Below are 22,440 nucleotides of genomic sequence, written 5' to 3' on the forward strand. Positions count from 1 at the left end.
GGTGGCAGACTCCGAGGCATGGAAGTCCTCGGGTCGGTGGCGAACCTCTACCGGGACTTCGCCCAGTACGCCGTCGATTCCCCCTGCTTCGTCGACTGGGCCGAGGGCGTGCTGGAGGACCCCGAGGTCCAGGACTGGATCACCAGCCTGCCCGAGCCCAAGCGCCAGCCGAACCTGGTCTTCGCCGCCGCGCGCTGGCACGGCGTCCCCGCGCCGGGACCGTACGCCGGGCTCCGGTCGGCGCTGCTGGCCGACGACGGCACCATCCGGGCCACCATCGGGCTGCGGGCCACCCAGACCAACGAGGTGGGCCGGCTCGCGACGCTCATGCCGGCCTTCGGCCGGATCTCGGGTGGTCGCCCGCTGGCGTTGCTCGAGGTCGGCGCCAGCGCCGGCCTGTGCCTCTACCCCGACCTGTGGGGCTACCGCTGGCAGACCGGTCGTGGCGTCCGCACCTTCGGGCCCGACCGTCCCGTGCTCGAGTGCGACGTGACCGGTCCGGTGCCGTTGCGGTTCCCGCCGTTCGAGGTCCACTGGCGCGGCGGCATCGACCTGCATCCCCTCGACGTCCTCGACGACGACGACGTCGCATGGCTCACCACGCTGGTCTGGCCCGAGCACGAGGACCGGCGCCGCACGCTGGAGCAGGCGATCTGGATGGCGCGCACGGACCCGCCCCACGTGCGCGCCGGCAACCTGCTGACGCGACTCCCGCGCATGCTGGCCGAGATGCGTGAAGCGGCGCCCGAGGCGGTGCCGGTGGTCTTCCACTCCGCGGTGATCGCCTACCTCGACGACGACGACCGCGCCCGCTTCGCACGGATGATGACCGACCTGGTCGCCGAGGGCCGCTGCCACTGGATCAGCAACGAGGGCCGCCATGTGCTGCCGGACGTCACCGCCAGTGCTCCGGCGCCGCCCGGCGGCCAGTTCGTGCTCGGCATCGACGGCCAGTCCGTGGGCCACACCCACGGCCACGGCCGCTCGCTGCACTGGTGGTGAGGGTCCTCAGGACCGGACCGCGGCGTACCCCAGGGCGCGCTCGGCCGCGGGGACGGCCCGCTCGCGGTCGGCGGCCACCAGTCCCACGCGCGTACGCCGGTCGAGCAGGTCCGCGGTGTCCGCGGCCCCCTCGTGGGTGACACCGAAGACGAGCTCGGCGAGCGTCGCGGGCAGCCCGTCGGCGACCGGTGCGAGGAGGTCGGCGTCGGGGAGTCCGGTGGTCTCGCGTGCGACGGTGAGGACCAGGTCGGCGTCGGCGCCGAACCGGCGCAGCAGCCGGGCCTCGCCCGGTGAGCCCGCGAGCTCGATGCGGCGCGCGAGCTCCTCGCGTGGTGCCGCCCCGGTGAGGGGGAGGGTGGTCGCGCGGCAGGCGCCGGCGCGCAGCCCGGCGACCTCGACGGCCCGGTCGACCGCGTCCTCGGCCATCTGGCGGTAGGTGGTGAGCTTGCCGCCGACGACGGTGACGACCCCGCTGGCCGAGGTGAGCACGGCGTGCTTGCGGGAGAGGTCGGCGGTCGCGTCCCCGTCGCCCCCCTGGCCGTTGCCGTTGTCCAGCAGTGGTCGCAGCCCGGCGAAGGCGCCGACGACGTCCGCGCGGCGCAGCGGCCGCTCGAAGGAGGCGGAGACGACGTCGAGCAGGAAGCCGATCTCGACCTCGCTCGGCTCGGCGACGTCCGGCACCGGTCCGTCGACCGGCTCGTCGGTGAGGCCGACGTAGAGCTGGCCGTCCGGCTGCGGCAGCACCAGCACGAACCGGTTGCTCTCGCCGGGGATCGGCGCGAAGACCGCCACCCGGAGGCCGGGCAGGCTCTCGGGACTGAGCACGAGGTGGGTGCCGCGCGAGGGGCGGAGCCGTACGTCGTCGGTCAGGTCACCGGCCCAGACGCCGGCCGCGTTGACGACCGCTCGCGCGCGGACCGTCGTACGCCGCCCGTCGAGCTCGTCGCGCAGGGCGACCTCGTGGCCGGAGTCGTCGATCTCGAGCACCCGGGCGTGGGTGTGGATCGCGGCGCCCTGCTGCGCCGCGGTGCGGGCGATGGTGGTGACCAGGCGGGCGTCGTCCTCGAGCTGCCCGTCCCAGCCGAGCAGCGCCCCGCGCAGCCCGGCCGCGCGCAGCGACGGTGCGAGGCGACGGGTCTCGGCGGCCGAGAGCCGCCGCGGGCGCGGCAGGGTGTCGGCGCCGGTGCCGGCCGAGCGTCGCAGCAGGTCGCCGCCGAGCAGGCCGGCGCCGGCGAGCAGGCCCTGGGCGCGTCCGACGCCCACGGAGAGCGGGATCAGGCTCGGCATCGGGCGCACCAGGTGCGGGGCGGTGGTCTCCATCAGGATGCCGCGCTCGACGGCGCTCTCGTGGGCGACGCCGACCTGCCCGTTGGCGAGGTAGCGCAGGCCGCCGTGGACGAGCTTGGAGGAGAAGCGGGAGGTGCCGAACGCGAGGTCGTGGGCGTCGACGGCGAGGACGCGCAGCCCGCGGCTGGCGGCGTCCAGGGCCACGCCGGCGCCGGTGACGCCGAGGCCGATCACGAGCACGTCGACCTCGTCGGGGGCGCCGGCCAGGCCGGGGACGATGCGGTCCATCACCGGCCTCCGAGGGGGAGCAGGGCGCGGCGGACGAGCTCGCCGAGCTCGGCGTCCAGGGCGGCCTGGTCGACGTCGTCGTCGACCATGGTGTGGGCCGAGAGCACCGAGCCGTGCATGGCGAGCAGCAGGGACCTGGCCATCGCCGCCGGGTCGCCGTCGCGGACGGTGCCGGCGGCCTGGCCCCGGGTGATCGCGTCCTGCAGGATGCCGAGGATGAGCTGCTGGGAGCGCCCGCGGCGCGCGAACAGGTAGGGCAGCAGCAGCTCGGGGTCGAGCTCGACGATGCGGACGAACAGCTCGTTGTCGCGCAGTGCCCGCGCGGCCTCGGTCATGGTGGTCGCGATGCCGTCCGGGTCCGGGCCGTCGCCGTCGTGGGAGGAGACCGTGGCGACCACGTCGCCCCACTCGCGGGTCATCAGGTCGCCGAGCAGCTCGGACATGTCCTGCCACGCGCGGTAGATCGTCATCCGGGAGACGCCGGCACGGCGCGCCACCTCGGTGAGCGTCGTACGCCGCCAGCCCACGTCGAGGATGCAGGCGCGGGCGGCGTCGAGGTAGGCCTGCCGCGAGGCCGACCCGCCGGAGGTGTTGTGACGCTGTGACGACATGTGTAACACTGTAACACATGGCCCACCAGAACCCCGCGGTGCCGACGGTGCCGGACCGGACCCAGCCCGAGATGCCCCCGACCCGCTGGGGCGACCCCGCCGCGGCCGCGCCGCTGCCCGACGCCATCCGTGAGACCGTCGGCCTGCTGCTGCCCGTGCGCGACACCCCGGCAGCCACCGACGTCGCCACCCCGGCCACCCGTCTCGCCGACGACGACCTCGCCGCACTCGCGCGCATCGTCGGCGACGGGCACGTCACCGTCGCCGACGACGTACGCCGCCTGCGCACGCGGGGCAAGTCCACCCCCGACCTGCTCCGCCAGCGCAGCGGCGACCTGGCCGACGCCCCCGACGCCGTGGTGCGCCCCGGGTCGCACGAGGAGGTCGTCGCGCTGCTCGCCCACGCCGAGGAGGCCCGGATCGCGATCGTGCCCTTCGGTGGCGGCACCTCGGTCACCGGCGGCCTCGTCGCCGCCCGCGAGGGCACCCACGGCGTGGTCTCGCTCGACCTGGGTCGGCTGCGCCGACTGCTCGCCGTGGACCCGGTCTCCTCGACCGCCACGCTGGAGCCCGGCCTGCGCGGCCCCGAGGCCGAGGCGCTGCTGGCCGAGCACGGCCTGATGCTCGGCCACTACCCGCAGTCGTTCGAGTACGCCAGCATCGGCGGCTTCGCCGCCACCCGCTCCAGCGGCCAGTCCAGCGCCGGCTACGGCCGCTTCGACGAGATGGTCGTCGGGCTGCGCGTGGCCACGCCGCGGGGCGACGTACGCCTCGGCACGGCGCCGGCCGACGCCGCCGGTCCCGACCTCCGCGAGCTGTTCCTGGGGTCCGAGGGTGCCTTCGGCGTCATCACCGAGGTCACCGTGCGGGTCCGTCCGCTGCCGGAGCAGAAGTCCTACGAGGGGTGGCAGTGGCCGTCGTTCGCCGCCGGCGCGGAGGCGATGCGCACCCTCGCGCAGTCCGACCTGCTGCCCACGGTGCTGCGGCTCTCCGACGAGTCCGAGACCGCGATCAACCTCGCCCGCCCCGACGCGATCGGCGGCGACGGCGCGGGCGGCTGCCTGATGATCGTCGGCCACGAGGGCGCGCCGGAGGCCGTCGCGGCCAAGCAGGCCGCGGTCGCCCGCGTTCTCGAGGCCGCCGGCGGCACCCCGCTGGGCCACGAGCCGGGGGAGTCCTGGGCCGAGGGCCGCTTCGCCGCCCCCTACCTGCGCGACGCACTGCTCGACGTCAACGTGCTCGTCGAGACCCTGGAGACGGTGACCTTCTGGTCCGGCGTCGACACGTTGTACGCCGAGGTGAAGCAGGCGCTCACGGGCGCGCTCGGCGACGACGCCGTCGTGCTGTGCCACATCTCCCACGTCTACGCGACCGGCTGCTCGCTCTACTTCACCGTCGTGACCGGCGGCGGCGAGGACCCGCTGGCGCGCTGGCTGCCCGCGAAGTCCGCGGCGTGTGAGGCCATCGTGGCCTGCGGCGCCTCGATCACCCACCACCACGCCGTCGGCACCGACCACAAGCCGTGGCTCACCGCCGGCATCGGCGAGGTGGGCGGCACCGTCCTGCGGGCGGTCAAGGACGCCCTGGACCCCGCCGGCGTCCTCAACCCGGGGGTCCTGGTGCCGTGAGTGCGCCGTCGCGAGCGTTCGCGTTCCTGGTCAACCCGGCGGCCGGTGGCGGCACTGCGGGCGGTGTCGTCGTGCCGCTCGCCCGCCGGCTGCGCGAGGCCGGCGCCGACGTCGAGGTCACCTACACCACCTCGGCGGAGGGGACGCCGGCCCTGGTCGCGGCCGCGGTCCGCGACGGCCGCGTCGTGGTCTCGGTCGGCGGCGACGGCATGCTGTCCTCGGTCGCCGGCGCGGTCGCCGACATCGACGGCGTGCTGGCCGTCGTGCCGGCCGGGCGCGGCAACGACTTCGCCCGCATGCTCCGCGCGCCGGACGACCTCGAGGCGCAGGTCGCGCTGCTGCTGCACGGCGAACCGCGGCCGGTCGACCTGCTCGACGTACGGCTGCCCGGCCGGCCGGTGCAGGTCGTGGCCGGCTCGGTCTACGCCGGCGTCGACGCCCGCGCCGCCGCGATCGTCGACGCCTCCCACTGGCTGCCGGCGCGCCTGCAGTACCCCGTCGCCGCCGTCCGTGCGCTGGCGACCTACCGCCCCGCGGCCGTGAGCGTGGACGTCGACGGCACCCGCACCACCCACACCGCCGCCACCGTCGTGGTGGCCAACTCCGGCTACTACGGCAAGGGGATGCACATCGCGCCGAGCGCCGACGTGAGCGACGGCGAGCTCGACGTGGTCGTCATCGAGGCCGCCTCCCGCAGCGGGCTGATCCGCTCCCTGCCCACCGTGTACGACGGCAGCCACGTGCACCGTCCCGAGGTCACGGTCGCCCGCGGCCGGTCGGTCTCGGTGCGTGGCGTCGCGGCCGGCGGCGGCGACGTCCCGGTCGGCGCCGACGGCGAGGCGCTCGGATCGCTGCCCCGCGGTCGGCAGTCCCTCGAGGTCGAGGTCCGTCCCGGCGCGGTGCAGGTGCTCGGCTGAGCGGGTCGCTCAGCCGAGGGACCAGACCAGCAGCTCGCTGGGCACGCCCGCGGTCACGGTCAGGCCGGGTTCCTCGGTGAGGAAGAACCCGTCGCCGGCCTGCAGTGGCTCGGCCAGGGAGGAGCGCCGCAGCGCACCGGTCGCGACGAACGCGTGCACCCGCCCGGCCGCCGGGAGCGTGAGCTGCTCACCGGTGTCGAGCCGCGCGACGGCGTACGCCGCCCCGGCGACGCCGACCTCGAGTGGGCCACCGGCGCCGGCCACCGGGACGAGCCCGTGCCCCGGTGCGGCGTCGATCGTCGCCGTCGCGTGGTGCGGTGGGCGGTCGGCGTCGTCGGGGGTGAGCCAGACCTGCACGAACCGGGCGGGCCCGTCCGTGGTGGCGTGCTCGGCGTGACGGAGGCCGGAGCCGGCCGAGAGCACCCCGCACTCGCCGGCGGCGAGGGTGGCGTCGTTGCCCTCGGAGTCGACGTGGCGGACCGCGCCCGACACCACCCAGGTCACGATCTCCAGTCCGGAGTGGGCGTGCTCGTCGAAGCCGCGCCCCGCGCCGAGCAGGTGGTCGTCGTGGCAGACCATCGGGCCGAACGCGGTCCATTCGGGGTCGTAGGCGGCGCCGAAGGCGAACGTGTGGTGGCTGAGCCGTCCGGGCTCGCGGTCGGCGAAGCGGTGGCCAGCGCGGCGGATCGTCACACTCACCCGCCCGATTCTGCCGCAGGGCCACTGGCGGTGAGCGGCGTCGGGGCGTCCGCGGTTGCCGTGGTGACCCCGATCACGCATGATGCTACTGAGTGGTAACCACGAGAGGACCCCATGAGCTCACGACGTCGCCCGATCCGACTCGCGGCCGCGCTGGTCGGCGCCGCCCTCGCCCTCACCGCCGTCGACGCAGCACCGGCGAGCGCCAACGACGACCTCCCGCCGTTCTACGTCGCGCCCGCCGAGCTCCCGCCGGACAACGGCGACCTGATCCGCGAGGAGCCGATGTCCTACCTCCTCGACCCGGCCGGGGCGAGCGACGTCGCCATCACCTCGCGGCGCATGCTCTACCGCTCGACGCGTCGCGACGGCGAGTCCCACGCGGTGTCCGGCTCGGTGATCGTGCCGAAGGCGCCGTGGCGCGGGCCGGGGCGTCGTCCCGTGATCGGGTACGCCGTCGGCACCCAGGGCGTCGGCGACCGGTGTGCCCCGTCGCGCCAGTTCAGCGAGGGCTTCGAGTACGAGGGCCTCTTCATGGCCGGCCTGCTCGCCCGCGGCTACGCGCTCGCCGTCACCGACTACGAGGGGCTCGGCACCGCCGGTGCCCACACCTACATGGACCGGCTCTCCCAAGGACGGGCCGTGCTCGACGCGGTGCGCGCCGCGCAGCGCATGCCCGGGACCGGGCTGGACTCCTCGCACCCCGTCGGGTTCTACGGCTACTCCCAGGGCGGCGGTGGCGCGGCGTCCGCGGCCGAGCTCGCGGCGTCGTACGCTCCCGAGCTCGACGTCAAGGGCACCGTCGTCGGCGCCGTGCCGGCCGACCTGACGCCGCTGCCGGCGCACCTGGACCGCGGCCTGTGGGCGGAGTTCGCCTGGTTCGCCGTCACCGGACTCGCCGCGAGCTACGACCTCGACATCGACCCCTACCTCAACGACGCGGGCCGCGCGTTCGCGGAGAACGTCTCCGACGACTGCGTCTTCGATCTCGGCAACGCCGCGTTCCGCAGCTCGCGTGACTACACCGCCGACGGGCGCAGCCTCGCCGAGATCACCGAGGAGGAGCCGTTCGCGAGCATCCTGGACGACCAGCGGATCGGACGGACCAAGCCCTCCGCCCCGGTGCTGGTGACGCACAGCGTGCTGGACGACATCATCCCCTACCGCGTCGGCAAGCAGCTGGCGCGCGACTGGTGCGACGAGGGCGCCCGCGTCCGGTTCACCACCAATGCCTACCCGGGCCACCTCGGCGGCATCCTGGACAACGCCACCCGGGTCTACGGCTTCTTCGAGGCCCGCTTCGCGGGGCTGCGTGCGCCGTCGTCGTGCTGGCGGCTGTGAGGGTGGGGACCACCCGGCATCCGCTGACGGCTAGCCTCGCTGCATGCGCGCCGTACAAGTAGTCGACACCACTGGTCCCGCCCACGTCGTCGTCCGCGAGGTGGACGAGCCCACCGCTGGTCCCGACGACATCCTGGTCGACGTCCACCGGGTCGGGGTGTCGTTCCCGGACGTGCTGCTGAGCAAGGGCGAGTACCAGCTCAAGCCCGAGCCGCCGTTCACCCTCGGTGTCGACTACGCCGGCACCGTGGTGTCCGGACCCGGCTTCGAGCCGGGCCAGCGCGTGGTCGGCGTCGGCGCGTACGGCGGCGCCTGCGAGCGCGTGATCAGCCCGGCTGATGCGACCTTCTCGCTGCCCGACTCGGTCGGCTTCGACGAGGCCGTCGCGCTGCCGATGAACTACCTGACCGCCGAGTTCGCGCTCCACGAGCGGGCCGGCCTCCGCGCCGGCGAGACCGTGCTGGTCCACGGCGCGGCCGGCGGCGTCGGCACGGCCACCATCCAGGTCGCCAAGGGCATGGGCGCGCGCACGATCGCGATCGTCTCCAACGAGGCCAAGGCCGCCGTCGCCAAGGCCACCGGTGCCGACGAGGTCGTGCTCGCCGACGGGTTCAAGGACGCCGTCGCCGAGCTGACCGGCGGTGCCGGGGTCGACGTCGTCATGGACGTCGTCGGCGGGGACGCCTTCACCGACTCGCTGCGCCTGCTCGCCCCGCAGGGCCGCCTGCTCGTGGTCGGCTTCGCCAGCGGCGCGGGCATCCCGGAGGTCAAGGTCAACCGCCTGCTGCTCAACAACGTCGACGTGCGCGGCGTCGGCTGGGGCGCCTACGTCTTCGCACGCCCCGGCTACATGCACCAGCAGTGGGACCGCCTCGTCCCGATGATCGAGTCCGGCGTGGTCAAGCCTCCGGTCGGCGAGGTCTATGCCATGGAGAACTTCTCCGGTGCGCTCGTCGACATGGACGAGCGTCGCGCCGTCGGCAAGTCCGTGGTGCGCATCCGCGACTGAGCGGCGGGAGTGATCCCCGGTCGACCGGGGATCACGCCCATTGAATGCATTGGTGTGTCGATCGGTGCCATCTGGTGGCAGTGAACGACACGTCAAAGGCCTCGTCCACAGCCGTAGCGGAGCGACGTTGCGCGGGATCTTCGGTCTTGTCACCGTCGAGCGATGGTTGCCGGCTTCGACCTCACCGCGGGTGCAGGGCGATTGCTGCGCCGGCAGCGAGGCGTGGTGTCGCGCGGTCAGCTCTTCGACCTCGGTGCGGCGCCCACCGACGTACGCCGCCTGCTGCGCCGGGGGCAGATCCACCGGCGGTGGCCGGGCGTCTACGTCGACCACAACGGCCCACTTACCTCCGGACAACGTGAATGGGTCGCGGTCCTGGCAGCGTGGCCGGCGGCCCTGACCAATGTGTCCGCCCTGCCCGAGCCACCGCCCTCGAGCGTCCACGTCGCGATTGCCCACTCACGCAAGGTCGTGGTCCCCGACTGGGTGCGAGTCCACCGGACCGTCGACCTGGCGGCCCGCACCCTGCCCGGCAGCAATCCGCCGATGATCGCCCCGGAGCAGGCGCTACTCGATGTCATGGCGGAGCGGGTGTCGGGCGGTGACGTCCCGGGCGCCTTCGCCGCCCTCGCCCGGACGACGTACGCCGGCCGGACCGGTGGCGAACGCGTGCTCGTCGCGCTCGACGCACGACCGAGGCTGCCCGGCAGGGCGACCGTGCGCGGCCTGGTCATCGACCACCGCGACGGGGCGTGCTCGGTCCTCGAGCGCGGCTACCTGCTGCGGGTCGAGCGAGCGCACGGGCTGCCGCCTCCGCTGCGCCAGCACAGGAGTTTCGCCACGGGCAGGCGGACCGACACCGACGTGGAGCACCCGGGGTACGGCGTGATCATCGAGCTGGACGGCCGCGCCCACCACGACTCGCCTGCCGCGCGCGACAACGACGCCCGGCGCGACATCGCCGAGTTGGCGACGAGGGGCGCGGTGACCGCGCGTGTCACCTACGGGCTGGTCTTCGGGGACACCTGTCGTACGGCGGCCTGGGTCGCTGCGATCCTGCGCCGTCGCGGGTGGCGTGGCGCGTTCCGGCGGTGTCCCCAGTGCCCGCCCGGCCTCGACGTACCGCTTGGTGTGTCGTCAACTGTCACTGGGTGACACCTCACGACACATCAAGTGGGGTGGTGGGAGCGATCCCCGGTCGACCGGGGATCGCTCCCACCAGCAGAACCTGCCTCACCCCGGGTGCACCAACCGCAGCGTGCCGTCCTCGCGCTGCCACAACCCGGCGACGTGGAGCCGGCGGAGCTGGAGCACCTTGCCCGGGTCCCAGGCGTGGTAGAGCAGCCGCAGCGAGTTGTCGTCGTCGAAGGCCGAGGCACCGCCGGGGCCGAGGTTGCCGGTGCGGGCGGTGGAGAGGAACTGGTGGCCGTTCTTCGGCCGCACGCAGGGGCCCTCGGGGCCGTCGCAGATGGCGTACCCGGTCGCGTAGTTCGAGGTCTTCCACGAGTTCCCGGAGTAGAACAGGTAGGTCACGCCGCGGAACTGGATCATCGACGGGTTCTCGATGGTCCGCCCCTCCCAGGCGTGCTCCTTGCGCAGCAGCTCGCGCGTCTTCGCACCGGGCTCGAAGTCGGTGCCGGTGGCGTTGAGCTGCCGGATGAACAGCCCGGCGGGCCGCTTGGCCTTCACGCCGGAGAACTTCCACAGCAGGTACGGCGTCCCGTCGTCGGCGACGAAGATGTCGGGGTCGATGAGCCCCAGGTTGGCGTTCGGGGAGCAGATCGGGCGACCCACCACCTCGAACGGCCCGGTCGGCGAGGAGCCGCGGGAGAGTCCGATGCAGTTGTGCCGCTCGCCGCCCTTGAGCGTCGAGGCCTTCGCGGAGTACGCCGCCGTCCACCCGCCGCCGACCTCGGCCACCGCCGGTGCCCACAGGCCACGGCCCGGGCTGGGCTTGGTGACCCAGGAACCCACGCGGGGGAGGGCGTCGGCGCGCCCACCGCCGCGCGTGAGCGGCTGCCAGCGGGCGAGGTCGGTGGAGGTGAGTGCCGGCATGTGCATCCCGGCGGTGTTGGTGCCGTAGGCGTAGAACCTGCCCCGGTGCTCGACGATGTCGGGGTCGGCGAAGGTGCCGCGGTAGAGCGAGCCGACCTGCCAACGGGTGCTGCCGGCCGCGACCTGCACCGGCCGCGGCCGCTTCTGGCCGTAGGTGTCCTCGGCGAGCTGCTCGGCGGCGTCGGCGAGGTCGGCCCGTCCGGTGGAGGGGATGACGTCGCTGGGCTGCACGTCGCGGGGGAGTGCGGAGGGCAGCTCGGACTCCTGCGGCAGCAGCGGCGCCTCCTTCGACGAGGAGGGCGCGCCGGGGGTCGCGGTCGGGGAGCCGTCCGGACCGGCCGCACCACCGCCGGCACCCGCGCACGCGGCCAGCAGCAGGCAGCCCGCGAGCGCGCTGCCGACGTACCCGAGGCGGCGTCTGCCCGAGTCCCCCACGTGTCCTCCTCTGCGACCTGCTCCCACCAGCGTACGGCCGTGGAGCGGCGTACGGGTTCGAACGCGGGGATAGGCTCGCCGGCGTGAGTACGCTCGACGCAGCCCGTGAGGGCATGGACCCCGACATCCGTCCCCAGGACGACCTCTTCGGCCACGTCAACGGCCGCTGGTTGGCCGAGACCGAGATCCCCTCGGACCGGTCGCGGTGGGGCCCCTTCATCCAGCTCGCCGACGCCGCCGAGCAGCAGGTGCACGCGATCATCACCGAGCTGGCCGACGGAGGATCCACCAGCGACGGCTCCGAGGAGCAGCGCAAGATCGCCGGCCTCTACAACTCCTTCATGGACACCGAGGCGATCAACGCCCGCGGCATCGAGCCGGTGCGGCCGCTGCTGGACGAGGTCGCGGCCCTCACCGAGGTGTCGGAGCTCGGGGCGTTGATCGGCCGCCTGGAGCGCACCGGTGGCGGTGGCGTCTTCGGCGCCTACGTCGCCACCGACGCCCGCAACTCCGACCGCTACCTCTTCCACCTGGTCCAGGGCGGCATCGGTCTGCCCGACAAGGACTACTACGTCGACGAGAAGTTCGCCGAGATCCGGGAGGCCTACCGCGGCTACCTCGCGACGATGCTCGGGCTCGCCGGGTACGACGACGCCGAGGGTGCCGCGCAGCGCATCCTGGACCTGGAAACCCGCCTGGCCGAGGGCCACTGGGACCGCGCGGACACCCGCGACGTGCAGAAGACCTACAACCTCAAGACCGCGGCGGAGATGGCCGAGCTGACGCCGTCCTTCGACTGGGACGGCTACGTCACCGCGCTCGGCGGCCACCTCGACGGCCCGCACGCCACCCTCACCGAGGTCGTCGTCGGGCAGCCGTCCTACCTCGAGCACCTCGAGACGGTGCTGGCCGAGACGCCGATCGCGGTGTGGCGCGACAAGCTGACCGCCCACGTGCTGCGGGCCTCCGCGGCGTACCTGACCGATGAGTTCGTCGAGGCGAACTTCGACTTCTACGGCAAGACCCTCAGCGGCACGCCCGAGCTGCGCGAGCGCTGGAAGCGCGCCGTCGGGTTCGTCGAGGGCGCGATCGGCGAGGCCGTGGGCAAGGAGTACGTCGCCCGCCACTTCCCGCCCCGGTCGAAGCAGATGATGGACGAGCTGGTCGCCAACCTGCTTGCGGCCTACCGGGTCTCCATCACCGCGCTGGACTGGATGACCGAGGAGACCAAGCAGCGGGCCTTCGAGAAGCTGGCGACCTTCCGGCCCAAGATCGGCTACCCCGACGAGTTCCGCGACTACTCCGCGCTCGAGGTCACCCCGGACGACCTGGTGGCCAACGCGCGGGCCGCGGCCGCGTTCGAGACCGACCGCGAGCTGCTCAAGATCGGGTCGCCGGTCGACCGTGACGAGTGGTTCATGCTGCCGCAGACGGTCAACGCCTACTACAACCCCGGCACCAACGAGATCTGCTTCCCGGCCGGCATCCTGCAGCCGCCGTTCTTCAGCCCCGACGCCACCGACGCGGAGAACTACGGCGGCATCGGCGCGGTGATCGGCCACGAGATCGGCCACGGTTTTGACGACCAGGGCGCGCAGTACGACGGCGAGGGCAACCTCAACGACTGGTGGACCCCGGAGGACAAGTCGGCCTTCGAGGTGAAGTCCAAGACCCTGATCGACCAGTACGACGCCCTCTCGCCGCGGGACCTGCCCGGCGAGTACGTCAACGGGTCGCTGACGGTGGGCGAGAACATCGGTGACCTGGGCGGCCTGACGATCGGGCACACGGCGTACCTGATCGCGCAGGACGGCGAGGTCGGTGCCGAGGACCGGCAGCGGCTGTTCCTCAACTGGGCGCTGTGCTGGCGCACCAAGGTGCGCGAGGAGCTGGCCCGCCAGTTCCTGACCGTCGACCCGCACAGCCCGGCCGAGTTCCGCGCCAACATCGTGCGCAACCTCGACGAGTTCCACGAGGTCTTCGAGACCTCCCCCGGTGACGGGCTCTGGCTGGAGCCGGCCGACCGGGTGCGGATCTGGTGACTGCTGACGCCCCGCCGGGACCGGTGAGGATGCCTGACATCTGTCACTGGTCCCGGCGGTCGGCGCGCGGTTGACTGGGGGCATGGCGAGCCAGGACTACGAGGTCTACCGGCCCCCGGCCCACCCGGTGCCGGAGGCGCCGCGCACCCCTGCGCCGCGCCGGCACCACCCGGTCGGGTTCTGCGGTGGCGGACCGGCGACCCACCACTGGATGAAGGTCGTCACCATCTGCGTGGTGATCTGGGCTGCCACCGGCGGCGGCTACTTCTGGCCGATGTGGGTGATGATCGGCCTGGGCATCCCGATCCTCCTCGGCCGCCGCTGAGGCCCCGCGGCAGGGGCGCCGCCCGCACGCCGGGTCAGGAGTCGATGCTGGACATGTCCCCGTAGCGCTCACCCACGACGGCGTCGCGCGGGACCGCCCGCTCGAGCGCGTCGAGGTCCGCCCCCGTCAGGTCGACCGCGGCGGCGTCGACGTTCTCCTCGAGGTAGCGCACGCGCTTGGTGCCGGGGATCGGGGCGACGTCCTCACCCTGGGCCAGCACCCACGCCAGCGCCAGCTGCCCCGGGGTGCAGCCCTTCGTGGTCGCGATCTCGCGGACCTGCTCGACCAGACGGAGGTTGGCGTCGAGCGCCTCACCCTGGAACCGCGGGAAGTACGCCGACCGGCGGCGGTCGCGATCGCCCGTGGCGCCGGCGTCGGCACTGATCGCACCGGTCAGCAGGCCACGCCCCAGCGGGGAGTAGGGCACCAGGCCGATGCCGAGCTCGCGGACCGTGGGGAGGATCTCCTCCTCCAGGTCGCGGGTGAACAGGGAGTACTCGGTCTGCAGGGCGGTGATCGGGTGCACGGCGTGGGCGCGCCGGATCGTCTCGGGTGCGGCCTCGGAGAGGCCGAGGTGGCGCACCTTGCCGGCCTCGACCAGCTCGGCCATCGCGCCCACGGTCTCCTCGATCGGCACGGACTGGTCGACGCGGTGCTGGTAGTAGAGGTCGATGTGGTCGACGCCGAGGCGCTGCAACGACGCGTCGCAGGAGGCGCGGACGTACTCGGGACTGCCGTTGATGCCGACCATGGTGCCGTCGGGGAGTCGCTCGTTGCCGAACTTGGTGGCGAGCTGCACCTCGTCGCGGCGGCCGGCGATGGCCTTCCCGACGAGCTTCTCGTTGGTGAAGGGGCCGTACATGTCGGCGGTGTCGAGGAAGGTCACGCCCAGGTCGAGCGCGCGGTGGATGGTGTCGGTGCCGCCCTGCTCGTCGGGGGTGCCGTAGAACTCCGACATCCCCATGCAGCCCAGGCCGAGGGCGCTGACGGTCAGCGGGGAGGTGGTGCCGAGCGTGCGGGTCTTGATCTGTGTCATGGCCGCCACTCTTCGCCTTCGAGTGCGCTCGAAGTCAAGTCTCACTCGGCCGGGGCCGTGATTCCCTCGTAGAGCGCGATCTTGTAGTCGATGGCGCGCAGGTGGGAGGTCACCTCGGCGAGCTGCTGCTCGACCAGCTCGCGGTGGGTGAGCAGCAGTGCGAGGCGCTCGGCCTCGTTGCCCTCGCCCTCGCGCACCAGGGCGGCGTACCGACGCACGTCACGGATGGGCATGCCGGTCGCACGGAGCCGGACGACCATCTGGATCCAACGCAGGTCCTCGTCGGTGTAGCGGCGGTGGCCCGAGGGGGCTCGTTCCACGCCGTGGAGCAGCAGCCCGTCGCGCTCGTAGTAGCGCAGGGTGTGGGCGGTGAGGCCGGTGCGCTCGGCGGCCTCGGTGATGCTCACGCTGGTCATCGGCCCATCCCAGACTGAGAGTGCACTCCAAGTCAAGGCTCGGATCGCCGTGCCTCCGGGTCAGCCCGTGGTCCCACCGCGGCCACTCCGGTCCCGGTACTGGCCGGGCGTCGTGCCGCGCCAGCGGCGGAAGGCGCGGCTGAAGGCGGTCTCGTCGGAGTAGCCGAGCCGCGCGGCGACGTCGACCACCCGGTCGCCGCGGTCCAGCGCCCGCACCGCGATGTCGGCCAGCGCCCGCTCCCGCACCGCCTTGAAGGTCAGGCCCTCCTCGCCCAGCAGCCGGTTGAGGTGGCGGCTGCTCACCGCCAGCTCGGCGGCGACCCGGTCCCGGCCCCAGTCGGGGTGCTCCCGCACGACCTGCTGCACCCGCGGCCCCGGGCCGGCCGCGTCCAGGCCCGCGAGGGTGCGGTCGACCAGCTCGCGGAGGTGGTCGTGCAGCGCCGGGTTGGCCTGCACCAGCGGCAGGTCGAGCTGGTCGGCGTCGCACACCAGGGCGTCGTACGCCGCGGCGAAGCGGACCGGGGCCCCGAGCTCGGCTTCGTACTCCTCGGCCGGCGCGAGCGGCTCGTGGGTGAAGGCGACGGCCACGGCCCCGAACCGCCCGCCGGTCGCCCACCGGGCCAGGTGCAGCAGGCTCGCCAGCACCGCCTCGGTGCGCTCGCGGTGCCGCGTGGTCCGTGGATGGGTGTACTCCGCCCGCACCGGCGCGACGTCGCGCCGCAGCTCGAAGCTTCCCTCCCCGATGACCGGCACGTACGCCGCCAGCTCCTCCAGCGCCTCGCCCAGGGTGTCGCAGGTCGCGAGCAGCACGCCGGGGCTGTCCAGGTGCCCCACCTCGATCCGGCGGCCCAGGCGCAGCCCGGCGAGCGGGTCGCCGGAGCCGGCGCAGTAGGCCTCCCACAGCTCGTCCTGCCAGGCCAGCGGGACGCGCTCGGCGCCGCGGACCCGGGCGGCTAGGTCGGCGGGCAGGGCGACGCCGTCGTGCTCGGCGGCCTGGAGGAGGGCGCGGGCGTAGTGCGTCGTGACGCCCCGGCTGCCGCCGCTGCCCTCCACCGTGGTCATGTCCCCGATTGTCGCCGGTCCTGTCCCGTTCCGCCGAGTGACGTGGCGCGGTGCGCACTACGGTGACGTGCGTCACGGAGGAGAGGGACCGGATGAGTGCTCACACGACCGCGCCCTGCTACGCGATCATCGGTGCCGGACCGATGGGGCTGGCGGCCGCGCGCAACCTGCAGCGGGCGGGGCTGGACTTCGTCGGGCTCGAGCTGCACGACGACGTCGGCGGGTTGTGGGACATCGACAACCCGCACAGCACGATGTACGAGAGCGCGCACCTGATCTCCTCGCGCCGGATGACGGAGTTCGTCGAGTTCCCGATGGCCGACGGGGCGGCGGCGTACCCCCACCACCGGGAGGTCCGCTCCTACCTCGCGGCGTACGCCGACCACTTCGGCCTGCGCGACCACTTCGAGTTCGGCACCCGGGTGGTGGCGATGGTGCCCGACGGGGACGGGTGGCTGCTGACGACCGAGACCACCGAGGGACGCCGGGAGCGCTGGTTCGACGGCGTCCTCATCGCCAGCGGCACCCTGCACCGACCGCACCGGCCCGAGCTGCCCGGGAGCTTCGCGGGGGAGCTGCTGCACTCCTCGGACTACCGCACCCCGGAGGTGTTCGCGGGCAAGCGGGTGCTGATCGTCGGGTGCGGCAACTCCGGTGCCGACATCGCCGTCGACGCGGTGCACCGGGCCGCGTCGGTCGACCTGAGCGTGCGCCGCGGCTACCACTTCCTGCCCAAGTTCGTCGCCGGGCGACCGATCGACACCCTCGGCGGCGCCCTGCCGCTGCCGCGTGCGGTCAAGCAGCGCGTCGACGCCGCCCTGGTCCGCGCCGTCGCCGGGCGTCCCAGCGACTTCGGGCTGCCCGACCCCGACTACCGGCTCTACGAGTCGCACCCGGTCATCAACTCCTTGGTGCTGCACCACCTGGGGCACGGCGACATCACCGCCCGCCGTGACGTCGCCGACATCGACGGCCACACCGTGCACTTCGCCGACGGCGAGTGCGGCGACTACGACCTGGTGCTGCTCGCAACCGGCTACGAGCTGGACTACCCCTACGTGGACCGTGCCGAGCTCAACTGGCCCGAGGAGGCGGACGCGCCGCGGCTCTACCTCAACGTCTTCCACCCAGAGCGCGACAACCTCTTCATGATGGGCATGGTCGAGGCCGCGGGCCTGGGCTGGGAGGGACGCAACCAGCAGGCGCGCCTGGTCGCCGGCTACCTGCGCCACCGCCTCGCCGGCACCGCGGCCGCGGACGCGTTCGACCGCACCAAGCGGGTCCACGCGACCGAGCGCGTCGACGGCGGCTACGACTACCTCCAGCTGGCGCGGATGGCGTACTACGTCAACAAGGCCGCCTACCTCGACGCGGTCGCCGGGCACCTGACCGACCTCGACCCCGACCTCGCGCCCCGACCCGCGGCGTACGCCGCCGCCCCGCTGGACGGGGTCACCCGGTGACGGAGGTCGCCCCATGAACGAGATCGCGCTGCCCGACCTCACGGTGCTCAACGTCCTGCTGGCGTTCATGATGTTCGGTGTCGCCCTGACGCTGCGCGCCGAGGACTTCCGGCGGGTGCTGCGTGCGCCGCTCGCCCCCGCGGCGGGCCTGGTCGCGCAGTTCCTGCTGCTGCCCGCCGGCACCTGCCTGGCGACGTACTTGCTCGACATCGACCCCGAGCTCGCGCTGGGCATGATCCTGGTCGCGTCCTGCCCGGGCGGCACGTTCTCCAACGCGCTGACCTGGCTGGGCCGGGGCAACGTCGCGGTCTCGGTCTCGATGACGGCCGTCTCCAGCCTCGCCGCGACCGTGCTGACGCCGCTGAACTTCGCGCTCTACGGCAGCCTCAACCCGCGCACCCGCGAGCTGATGACCGACATCGACGTCGACCGGGTCAACCTGCTGCTGCTCGTGCTGCTGGTGCTGGGCCTGCCGATGCTGGCGGGCTCGATGATCGGCTCACGGTTCCCGCGGTTCGCCGGCCGCAGCGAGAAGCCGCTGCGGCTGACCTCGGTGCTGGTCTTCCTCGCGTTCGTGGCGATCGCGTTCGGCAACAACCTGGACCTCTTCCTGGACCAGTTCCACACCTTCTTCTGGCTCGTCGTGGCCCACAACGCCTTCGCCCTGGTGCTGGGGTGGGCGATCGCCCGCGGCCTCCGGCTCCCGGTCAGCGACCGGCGTGCCGTCACCCTCGAGGTCGGCATCCAGAACTCCGGCCTCGGCCTGGTCATCGGCTTCACCTTCTTCCCCGAGCTCGGCGGCGTGCTGCTGATCGCCGCGTTCTGGGGCGTGTGGCACCTGGTCGCCGGCCTGACCCTCGCCCAGGTGTGGTCGCGCCGGCCGCTGCCTGCCGACGACCCGTTCGTCCTCGCCGCCCCGGAGGTGCGCTCGTGAACGCCCCACGCGTCCTGGTCACCGGTGCCGCCGGCTACCTCGGCCGCCAGCTCGCCAACCGTCTCGCCACGGCGGGGTACGACGTCCGCGGCGTCGACGTCGTGCCGCGTGACCGGGTCGCGGGGCCGGTCGACTTCGACCTGCACCAGCTCGACGTGCGCGACCCGCGGCTGGCCGACCTGGTCGCCGAGCACCAGAGCACCCACGTCGTGCACCTCGCCTCGATCCTGCAGGCCTCGCGGGACCGGCAGCGCGACTTCGACATCGACGTCAACGGCACCCGCAACGTGCTCGACGCCTGTCTCGCGGCCGGCGTCGGCCACCTGACGGTGACCAGTTCGGGCGCGGCGTACGGCTATCACCCGGACAACCCGTCGTGGATCGACGAGGGCGACCCGCTGCGCGGCAACCCGGAGTTCGCCTACAGCGACCACAAGCGGCAGATGGAGGAGCTCCTGGCGCGCTACCGCCAGGAACATCCCGAGCTCCGCCAGCTGGTGCTGCGGCCGGGCACCGTGCTCGGTGCCACCACCGCCAACCAGATCACCGGCCTGCTCACGGGCCGTCGCGTGCTCGCGCTGCGGGGGAGCGCCTCGCCCTTCGTCCTGGTGTGGGACGAGGACGTGCTCGCGATCCTGCAGCAGGGCGTGGAGCGCTCCACCGTCGGCTGCTTCAACGTCGCCGGCGACGGCGCCCTGACGATGGCCGAGATCGCCGACCGGCTCGACAAGCCGCTGCTGCGCCTGCCGGTCGGCGTGGTCAGGGCCGGGCTCCGGGTGCAGCGGTGGCTGGGCAAGCCGGTCGGGCCGGAGCAGGTGGCGTTCCTGCAGTACCGCCCGGTCCTGTCCAACCGGCGCCTGAAGGAGGGCTTCGGCTACACCCCGCGCAAGACCACCGCCGAGGTCCTCGACCACTTCATGGCTGCGCAGGAGGGCCGATGACGGTCGTGCTCGTCACCGGCGCCGCGTCCGGACTGGGCTGGGCGATGGCGCGCCACTGGTACGCCGCGGGCCACCGCCTCGTGCTGGCCGACGTCGACGCCGACGCGCTCGCCGCGCGGGAGGCCGAGCTGGACGACGCCGACCGGGTGCTGACGGTCGTGGCCGACGTGACCGAGGCCGACGACGTGGACCGCCTCGTCGCCGCGACCCGGGAGCGGTTCGGCGGCCTCGACGTGCTCGTCAACAACGCCGGCATCACCCACCGCTCCGCGGCGCACCGCACCGATCCGGCCGTCTTCCGCCGCGTGATGGCGGTGGACTGGCAGGGCCCGGTCGAGCTCACGCTCGCCGCGCTGCCGCTGCTGCGCGAGAGCCGCGGCACCGTGGTCTGCATCGGCTCCATGGCCGGCTGGATGCCGGTGCCGGGCCGGGCGGCGTACGGCGCGGCGAAGTCGGCGCTGGGCCAGTTCTTCGAGGTGCTGCGCCTGGAGGTCGCCGAGGACGGGGTCGGCGTGCTGCTGGTCTACCCCAGCTTCCTGGACACCCCGATCGAGGCGCACGCCCTCGGCGAGGACGGCCGGCCGACGCAGCGGCCGCGGTCCACGCTCGGCCGGCTGCGCTCGGCGGAGGACACTGCGGCGCTGGTGGACGAGGCGCTGCGCTCTGGCAGGGAGCGGGTGTTCCCCGACCGGGCGACGTGGGTCGCGAGCCTGTTGTGGCGTTTGGCGCCGGCCGTCTACCAGCGGCAGGTGCGGCGCCGGTTCGCCGCCGACCTGCACTGACCTGCACTGACCTGCGCTGACCCGGGCGTCGGCGGCCGCTGGTAGACAGGCGGCCATGAGCACCACCACCGCCACCGTCCGCGACCGTGCCGAGGAGCACCTGCGCGCCCTGGTCGGGCGTGAGGACGTCGAGCTGTACGACGACCAGTGGGCCGCCATCGAGGCGCTCGCGGTCGACCACCGCCGGGCGCTGGTGGTGCAGCGCACCGGGTGGGGCAAGTCGGCGGTCTACTTCATCGCCACGCTGCTGCTGCGTGAGGCCGGCTCGGGACCGACGGTGATCATCTCGCCGCTGCTCGCCCTGATGCGCAACCAGATCGATGCCGCCCGGCGGGCCGGCATCCGCGCCGTGACCATCAACTCCACCAACGTCGAGGAGTGGGAGGAGACCCACGCCGCGATCGGCCGCGGCGAGGTCGACGTGCTGCTGGTGAGCCCGGAGCGGCTCAACAACCCCGGCTTCCGCGACGAGGTCATGCCGCGCCTGGCCGCCACCTGCGGGCTGTTGGTCATCGACGAGGCCCACTGCATCTCCGACTGGGGCCACGACTTCCGGCCCGACTACCGCCGCATCCGCACCCTGCTCGGTGAGCTGCCCGACGGGATCCCCGTGCTGGCCACCACGGCGACGGCCAACGAGCGGGTCACCGAGGACGTCGCCGAGCAGATGGGCGCCGAGACCCTCGTGCAGCGCGGCTCGCTGGACCGGTCCTCGCTGCGGCTGGGCGTCGTACGCCTGCCCACGCCGGAGCAGCGGCTCGCGTGGCTCGCCGACCACCTGACCGAGCAGCCCGGCAGCGGCATCATCTACTGCCTCACCGTCGCCGCGACCCAGGACGTCGCCGACTACCTCCGCTCCCGTGGGCACACCGTGGCGGCGTACTCCGGGCAGACCGAGCCGACCGAGCGCCACGCGTTGGAGCAGTCGCTGCTCGCCGGTGAGGTCAAGGCGCTGGTCGCCACCAGCGCGCTCGGCATGGGCTTCGACGCCACGCTGGGCTTCGTGGTCAACCTGGGCGCCCCGAGCTCGCCGGTGGCCTACTACCAGCAGGTCGGCCGTGCCGGCCGCGGCACGGCCGATGCCACGGTGGTGCTGCTGCCGGCGGTCGAGGACCGCGACATCTGGGCCTACTTCGCCTCCCTCGCCTTCCCGCGCGAGGAGCAGGTCCGCCACACCCTCGACGTGCTTGCCGAGGAGGGACGGCCGATGAGCACCGCGATGCTCGAGACCCACGTCGACCTGGGCCGCAGTCGCCTGGAGACGATGCTGAAGGTCCTCGACGTCGACGGCGCGGTCCGGCGGGTCAAGGGCGGTTGGGAGGCGACCGGCCAGCCCTGGGAGTACGACGCCGAGCGCTACCGCCGCGTCGCGGAGGCCCGCGAGCGCGAGCAGCGCGCGATGCTCGACTACACCGCCACCGACCAGTGCCGCATGTGGTTCCTGCGCGACCAGCTCGACGACCCCGAGGCCGCGGCCTGCGGGCGGTGCGACAACTGCGGCGGACTGGCCGTGCCCACCAGCATCGACGCCGCCGCGGTGGCCGCCGCCGAGGAGCGGCTGCAGCGCCCCGGCGTCCCGATCCAGCCGCGGCGCATGTGGCCGACGGCGCTGGCCAACCTCGGCCTGGACCTCAAGGGCAAGATCCGCGAGCCCGCTGCCGAGGGCCGCGCCATCGCCCGCCTCACCGACCTCGGACACGGCCAGGCGCTCCGCGAGCTCTTCCGGACCCCGGGCGCGGCCGCGGACGACACCGGGGGGACCCCGCAGGCGGTGCCGACCGGCCTGGTCCGCGCCATGGTGGCGGTGCTGGAGGACTGGCGGCCCGGAGTGGACGCCATCGTGTGCGTGGAGTCCGCGACCCGGCCGGCGCTGGTCCGCGACCTTGCCGACGGTCTCTCGCGCTACCTCGGCGTGCCCGTGGTGGGGGAGTTCGCCATCGTCGACCCCGACGTCGCGCCCGAGCAGGGAGCGACCAACTCCGCCCAGCGCATCGCCGCCGTACGCCGCCGCTTCGCGCTGCGTGGCGAGGTGCCGGACGGCGCGCGGGTGCTGCTGGTCGACGACCGCGTGGGCACCGGCTGGACCCTCACCGTCGCCACCCAGGACCTCCGGGGCGCGGGAGCCGCCGAGGTCCACCCGCTCGCGCTCGCGCTCACCAGCTAGGGG

At 73.5% G+C, this 22,440-nt stretch carries 20 protein-coding genes; 13 read left to right on the top strand and 7 right to left on the bottom strand.

The window, feature by feature from the left end; genetic code table 11:
• The first annotated feature begins 18 nt into the window (after window positions 1-18).
• Window positions 19-1,002 carry a DUF2332 domain-containing protein gene (locus KUV85_RS14000; protein WP_219960506.1) on the top strand — a complete coding sequence of 328 codons (984 nt, stop codon included), beginning with the start codon at window positions 19-21 and terminating at the stop codon, window positions 1,000-1,002.
• A gap of 6 nt (window positions 1,003-1,008) precedes the next feature.
• Here the strand turns inward: KUV85_RS14000 and KUV85_RS14005 are convergent, their stop codons facing one another.
• Window positions 1,009-2,577: a glycerol-3-phosphate dehydrogenase/oxidase gene (locus tag KUV85_RS14005; RefSeq protein WP_219960507.1), complete on the bottom strand. Its 1,569-nt coding sequence runs from the start codon at window positions 2,575-2,577 to the stop codon at window positions 1,009-1,011.
• Window positions 2,577-3,188 carry a TetR/AcrR family transcriptional regulator gene (locus KUV85_RS14010; protein ID WP_219960508.1) on the bottom strand — a complete coding sequence of 204 codons (612 nt, stop codon included), beginning with the start codon at window positions 3,186-3,188 and terminating at the stop codon, window positions 2,577-2,579. Before KUV85_RS14010 ends, KUV85_RS14005 begins: the two co-directional genes overlap by 1 nt.
• Before the next feature lie 17 nt (window positions 3,189-3,205).
• Between KUV85_RS14010 and KUV85_RS14015 the strand changes: the two genes are divergently transcribed.
• Together KUV85_RS14015 and KUV85_RS14020 are read left to right on the top strand one after the other, a co-directional pair.
• Window positions 3,206-4,816 (top strand): FAD-binding oxidoreductase, encoded by a 1,611-nt coding sequence (locus KUV85_RS14015; RefSeq protein WP_219960509.1) that lies wholly within the window; start codon window positions 3,206-3,208, stop codon window positions 4,814-4,816.
• On the top strand, window positions 4,813-5,733 hold the full coding sequence (locus KUV85_RS14020) for a diacylglycerol/lipid kinase family protein (protein WP_219960510.1): 921 nt from the start codon (window positions 4,813-4,815) through the stop codon (window positions 5,731-5,733). Before KUV85_RS14015 ends, KUV85_RS14020 begins: the two co-directional genes overlap by 4 nt.
• Window positions 5,734-5,742: 9 nt before the next feature.
• Here KUV85_RS14020 and KUV85_RS14025 read toward each other — a convergent pair whose 3' ends face one another.
• Complete coding sequence (locus tag KUV85_RS14025) at window positions 5,743-6,432, bottom strand: pirin family protein (RefSeq protein ID WP_219960511.1); 690 nt, start codon at window positions 6,430-6,432, stop codon at window positions 5,743-5,745.
• 114 nt (window positions 6,433-6,546) lie between these two features.
• Between KUV85_RS14025 and KUV85_RS14030 the strand changes: the two genes are divergently transcribed.
• The 3 genes from KUV85_RS14030 (at window position 6,547) to KUV85_RS14040 (ending at window position 9,937) form a co-directional block, all read left to right on the top strand.
• Window positions 6,547-7,773: a lipase family protein gene (locus KUV85_RS14030; RefSeq protein WP_219960512.1), complete on the top strand. Its 1,227-nt coding sequence runs from the start codon at window positions 6,547-6,549 to the stop codon at window positions 7,771-7,773.
• 43 nt (window positions 7,774-7,816) lie between these two features.
• Complete coding sequence (locus KUV85_RS14035; protein ID WP_219960513.1) at window positions 7,817-8,782, top strand: NADPH:quinone oxidoreductase family protein; 966 nt, start codon at window positions 7,817-7,819, stop codon at window positions 8,780-8,782.
• Between the two features lie 162 nt (window positions 8,783-8,944).
• A complete protein-coding gene (locus KUV85_RS14040; protein ID WP_219960514.1) occupies window positions 8,945-9,937 on the top strand; it encodes a type IV toxin-antitoxin system AbiEi family antitoxin domain-containing protein in 993 nt (330 codons plus the stop codon).
• Between the two features lie 78 nt (window positions 9,938-10,015).
• Here the strand turns inward: KUV85_RS14040 and KUV85_RS14045 are convergent, their stop codons facing one another.
• Window positions 10,016-11,272 carry a glycoside hydrolase family 43 protein gene (locus KUV85_RS14045; RefSeq protein ID WP_219960515.1) on the bottom strand — a complete coding sequence of 419 codons (1,257 nt, stop codon included), beginning with the start codon at window positions 11,270-11,272 and terminating at the stop codon, window positions 10,016-10,018.
• Between the two features lie 83 nt (window positions 11,273-11,355).
• Between KUV85_RS14045 and KUV85_RS14050 the strand changes: the two genes are divergently transcribed.
• The gene (locus KUV85_RS14050; RefSeq protein WP_273543990.1) at window positions 11,356-13,314 is read left to right on the top strand and encodes a M13 family metallopeptidase; all 1,959 of its coding nucleotides are present in this window, start codon (window positions 11,356-11,358) and stop codon (window positions 13,312-13,314) included.
• Between the two features lie 82 nt (window positions 13,315-13,396).
• A complete protein-coding gene (locus tag KUV85_RS14055) occupies window positions 13,397-13,639 on the top strand; it encodes a 2TM domain-containing protein (protein ID WP_219960516.1) in 243 nt (80 codons plus the stop codon).
• A gap of 34 nt (window positions 13,640-13,673) precedes the next feature.
• On the opposite strand, the gene KUV85_RS14060 is transcribed toward KUV85_RS14055, so the two are convergent.
• The 3 genes from KUV85_RS14060 to KUV85_RS14070 are packed head-to-tail and all read right to left on the bottom strand — an operon-like array spanning window position 13,674 to window position 16,153.
• On the bottom strand, window positions 13,674-14,675 hold the full coding sequence (locus KUV85_RS14060) for an aldo/keto reductase (RefSeq protein ID WP_237690148.1): 1,002 nt from the start codon (window positions 14,673-14,675) through the stop codon (window positions 13,674-13,676).
• Between the two features lie 41 nt (window positions 14,676-14,716).
• Entirely contained in the window at window positions 14,717-15,091 is a 375-nt protein-coding gene (locus KUV85_RS14065; RefSeq protein WP_219960517.1) for a MerR family transcriptional regulator, read from the bottom strand.
• A gap of 60 nt (window positions 15,092-15,151) precedes the next feature.
• Window positions 15,152-16,153: an AraC family transcriptional regulator gene (locus tag KUV85_RS14070; protein WP_219960518.1), complete on the bottom strand. Its 1,002-nt coding sequence runs from the start codon at window positions 16,151-16,153 to the stop codon at window positions 15,152-15,154.
• A 92-nt stretch (window positions 16,154-16,245) separates the two neighbouring features.
• On the opposite strand from KUV85_RS14070, the gene KUV85_RS14075 reads away from it, so the two are divergent.
• Genes KUV85_RS14075 through KUV85_RS14095 form a run of 5 tightly spaced genes read left to right on the top strand, consistent with a single transcriptional unit; the run spans window position 16,246 to window position 22,437 of the window.
• Complete coding sequence (locus KUV85_RS14075; RefSeq protein ID WP_219960519.1) at window positions 16,246-17,616, top strand: flavin-containing monooxygenase; 1,371 nt, start codon at window positions 16,246-16,248, stop codon at window positions 17,614-17,616.
• 13 nt (window positions 17,617-17,629) lie between these two features.
• Window positions 17,630-18,550 carry a bile acid:sodium symporter family protein gene (locus KUV85_RS14080; protein ID WP_219960520.1) on the top strand — a complete coding sequence of 307 codons (921 nt, stop codon included), beginning with the start codon at window positions 17,630-17,632 and terminating at the stop codon, window positions 18,548-18,550.
• Window positions 18,547-19,491, top strand: coding sequence for an SDR family oxidoreductase (locus KUV85_RS14085; RefSeq protein ID WP_219960521.1), 945 nt, complete (start codon window positions 18,547-18,549; stop codon window positions 19,489-19,491). Before KUV85_RS14080 ends, KUV85_RS14085 begins: the two co-directional genes overlap by 4 nt.
• A complete protein-coding gene (locus tag KUV85_RS14090) occupies window positions 19,488-20,273 on the top strand; it encodes an SDR family oxidoreductase (RefSeq protein ID WP_219960522.1) in 786 nt (261 codons plus the stop codon). Before KUV85_RS14085 ends, KUV85_RS14090 begins: the two co-directional genes overlap by 4 nt.
• Before the next feature lie 55 nt (window positions 20,274-20,328).
• Window positions 20,329-22,437, top strand: coding sequence for a RecQ family ATP-dependent DNA helicase (locus tag KUV85_RS14095; RefSeq protein WP_219960523.1), 2,109 nt, complete (start codon window positions 20,329-20,331; stop codon window positions 22,435-22,437).
• The last annotated feature ends 3 nt before the right edge of the window (window positions 22,438-22,440 follow it).

This window comes from Nocardioides panacisoli, from assembly GCF_019448235.1.
GTDB lineage: Bacteria > Actinomycetota > Actinomycetes > Propionibacteriales > Nocardioidaceae > Nocardioides > Nocardioides panacisoli_A.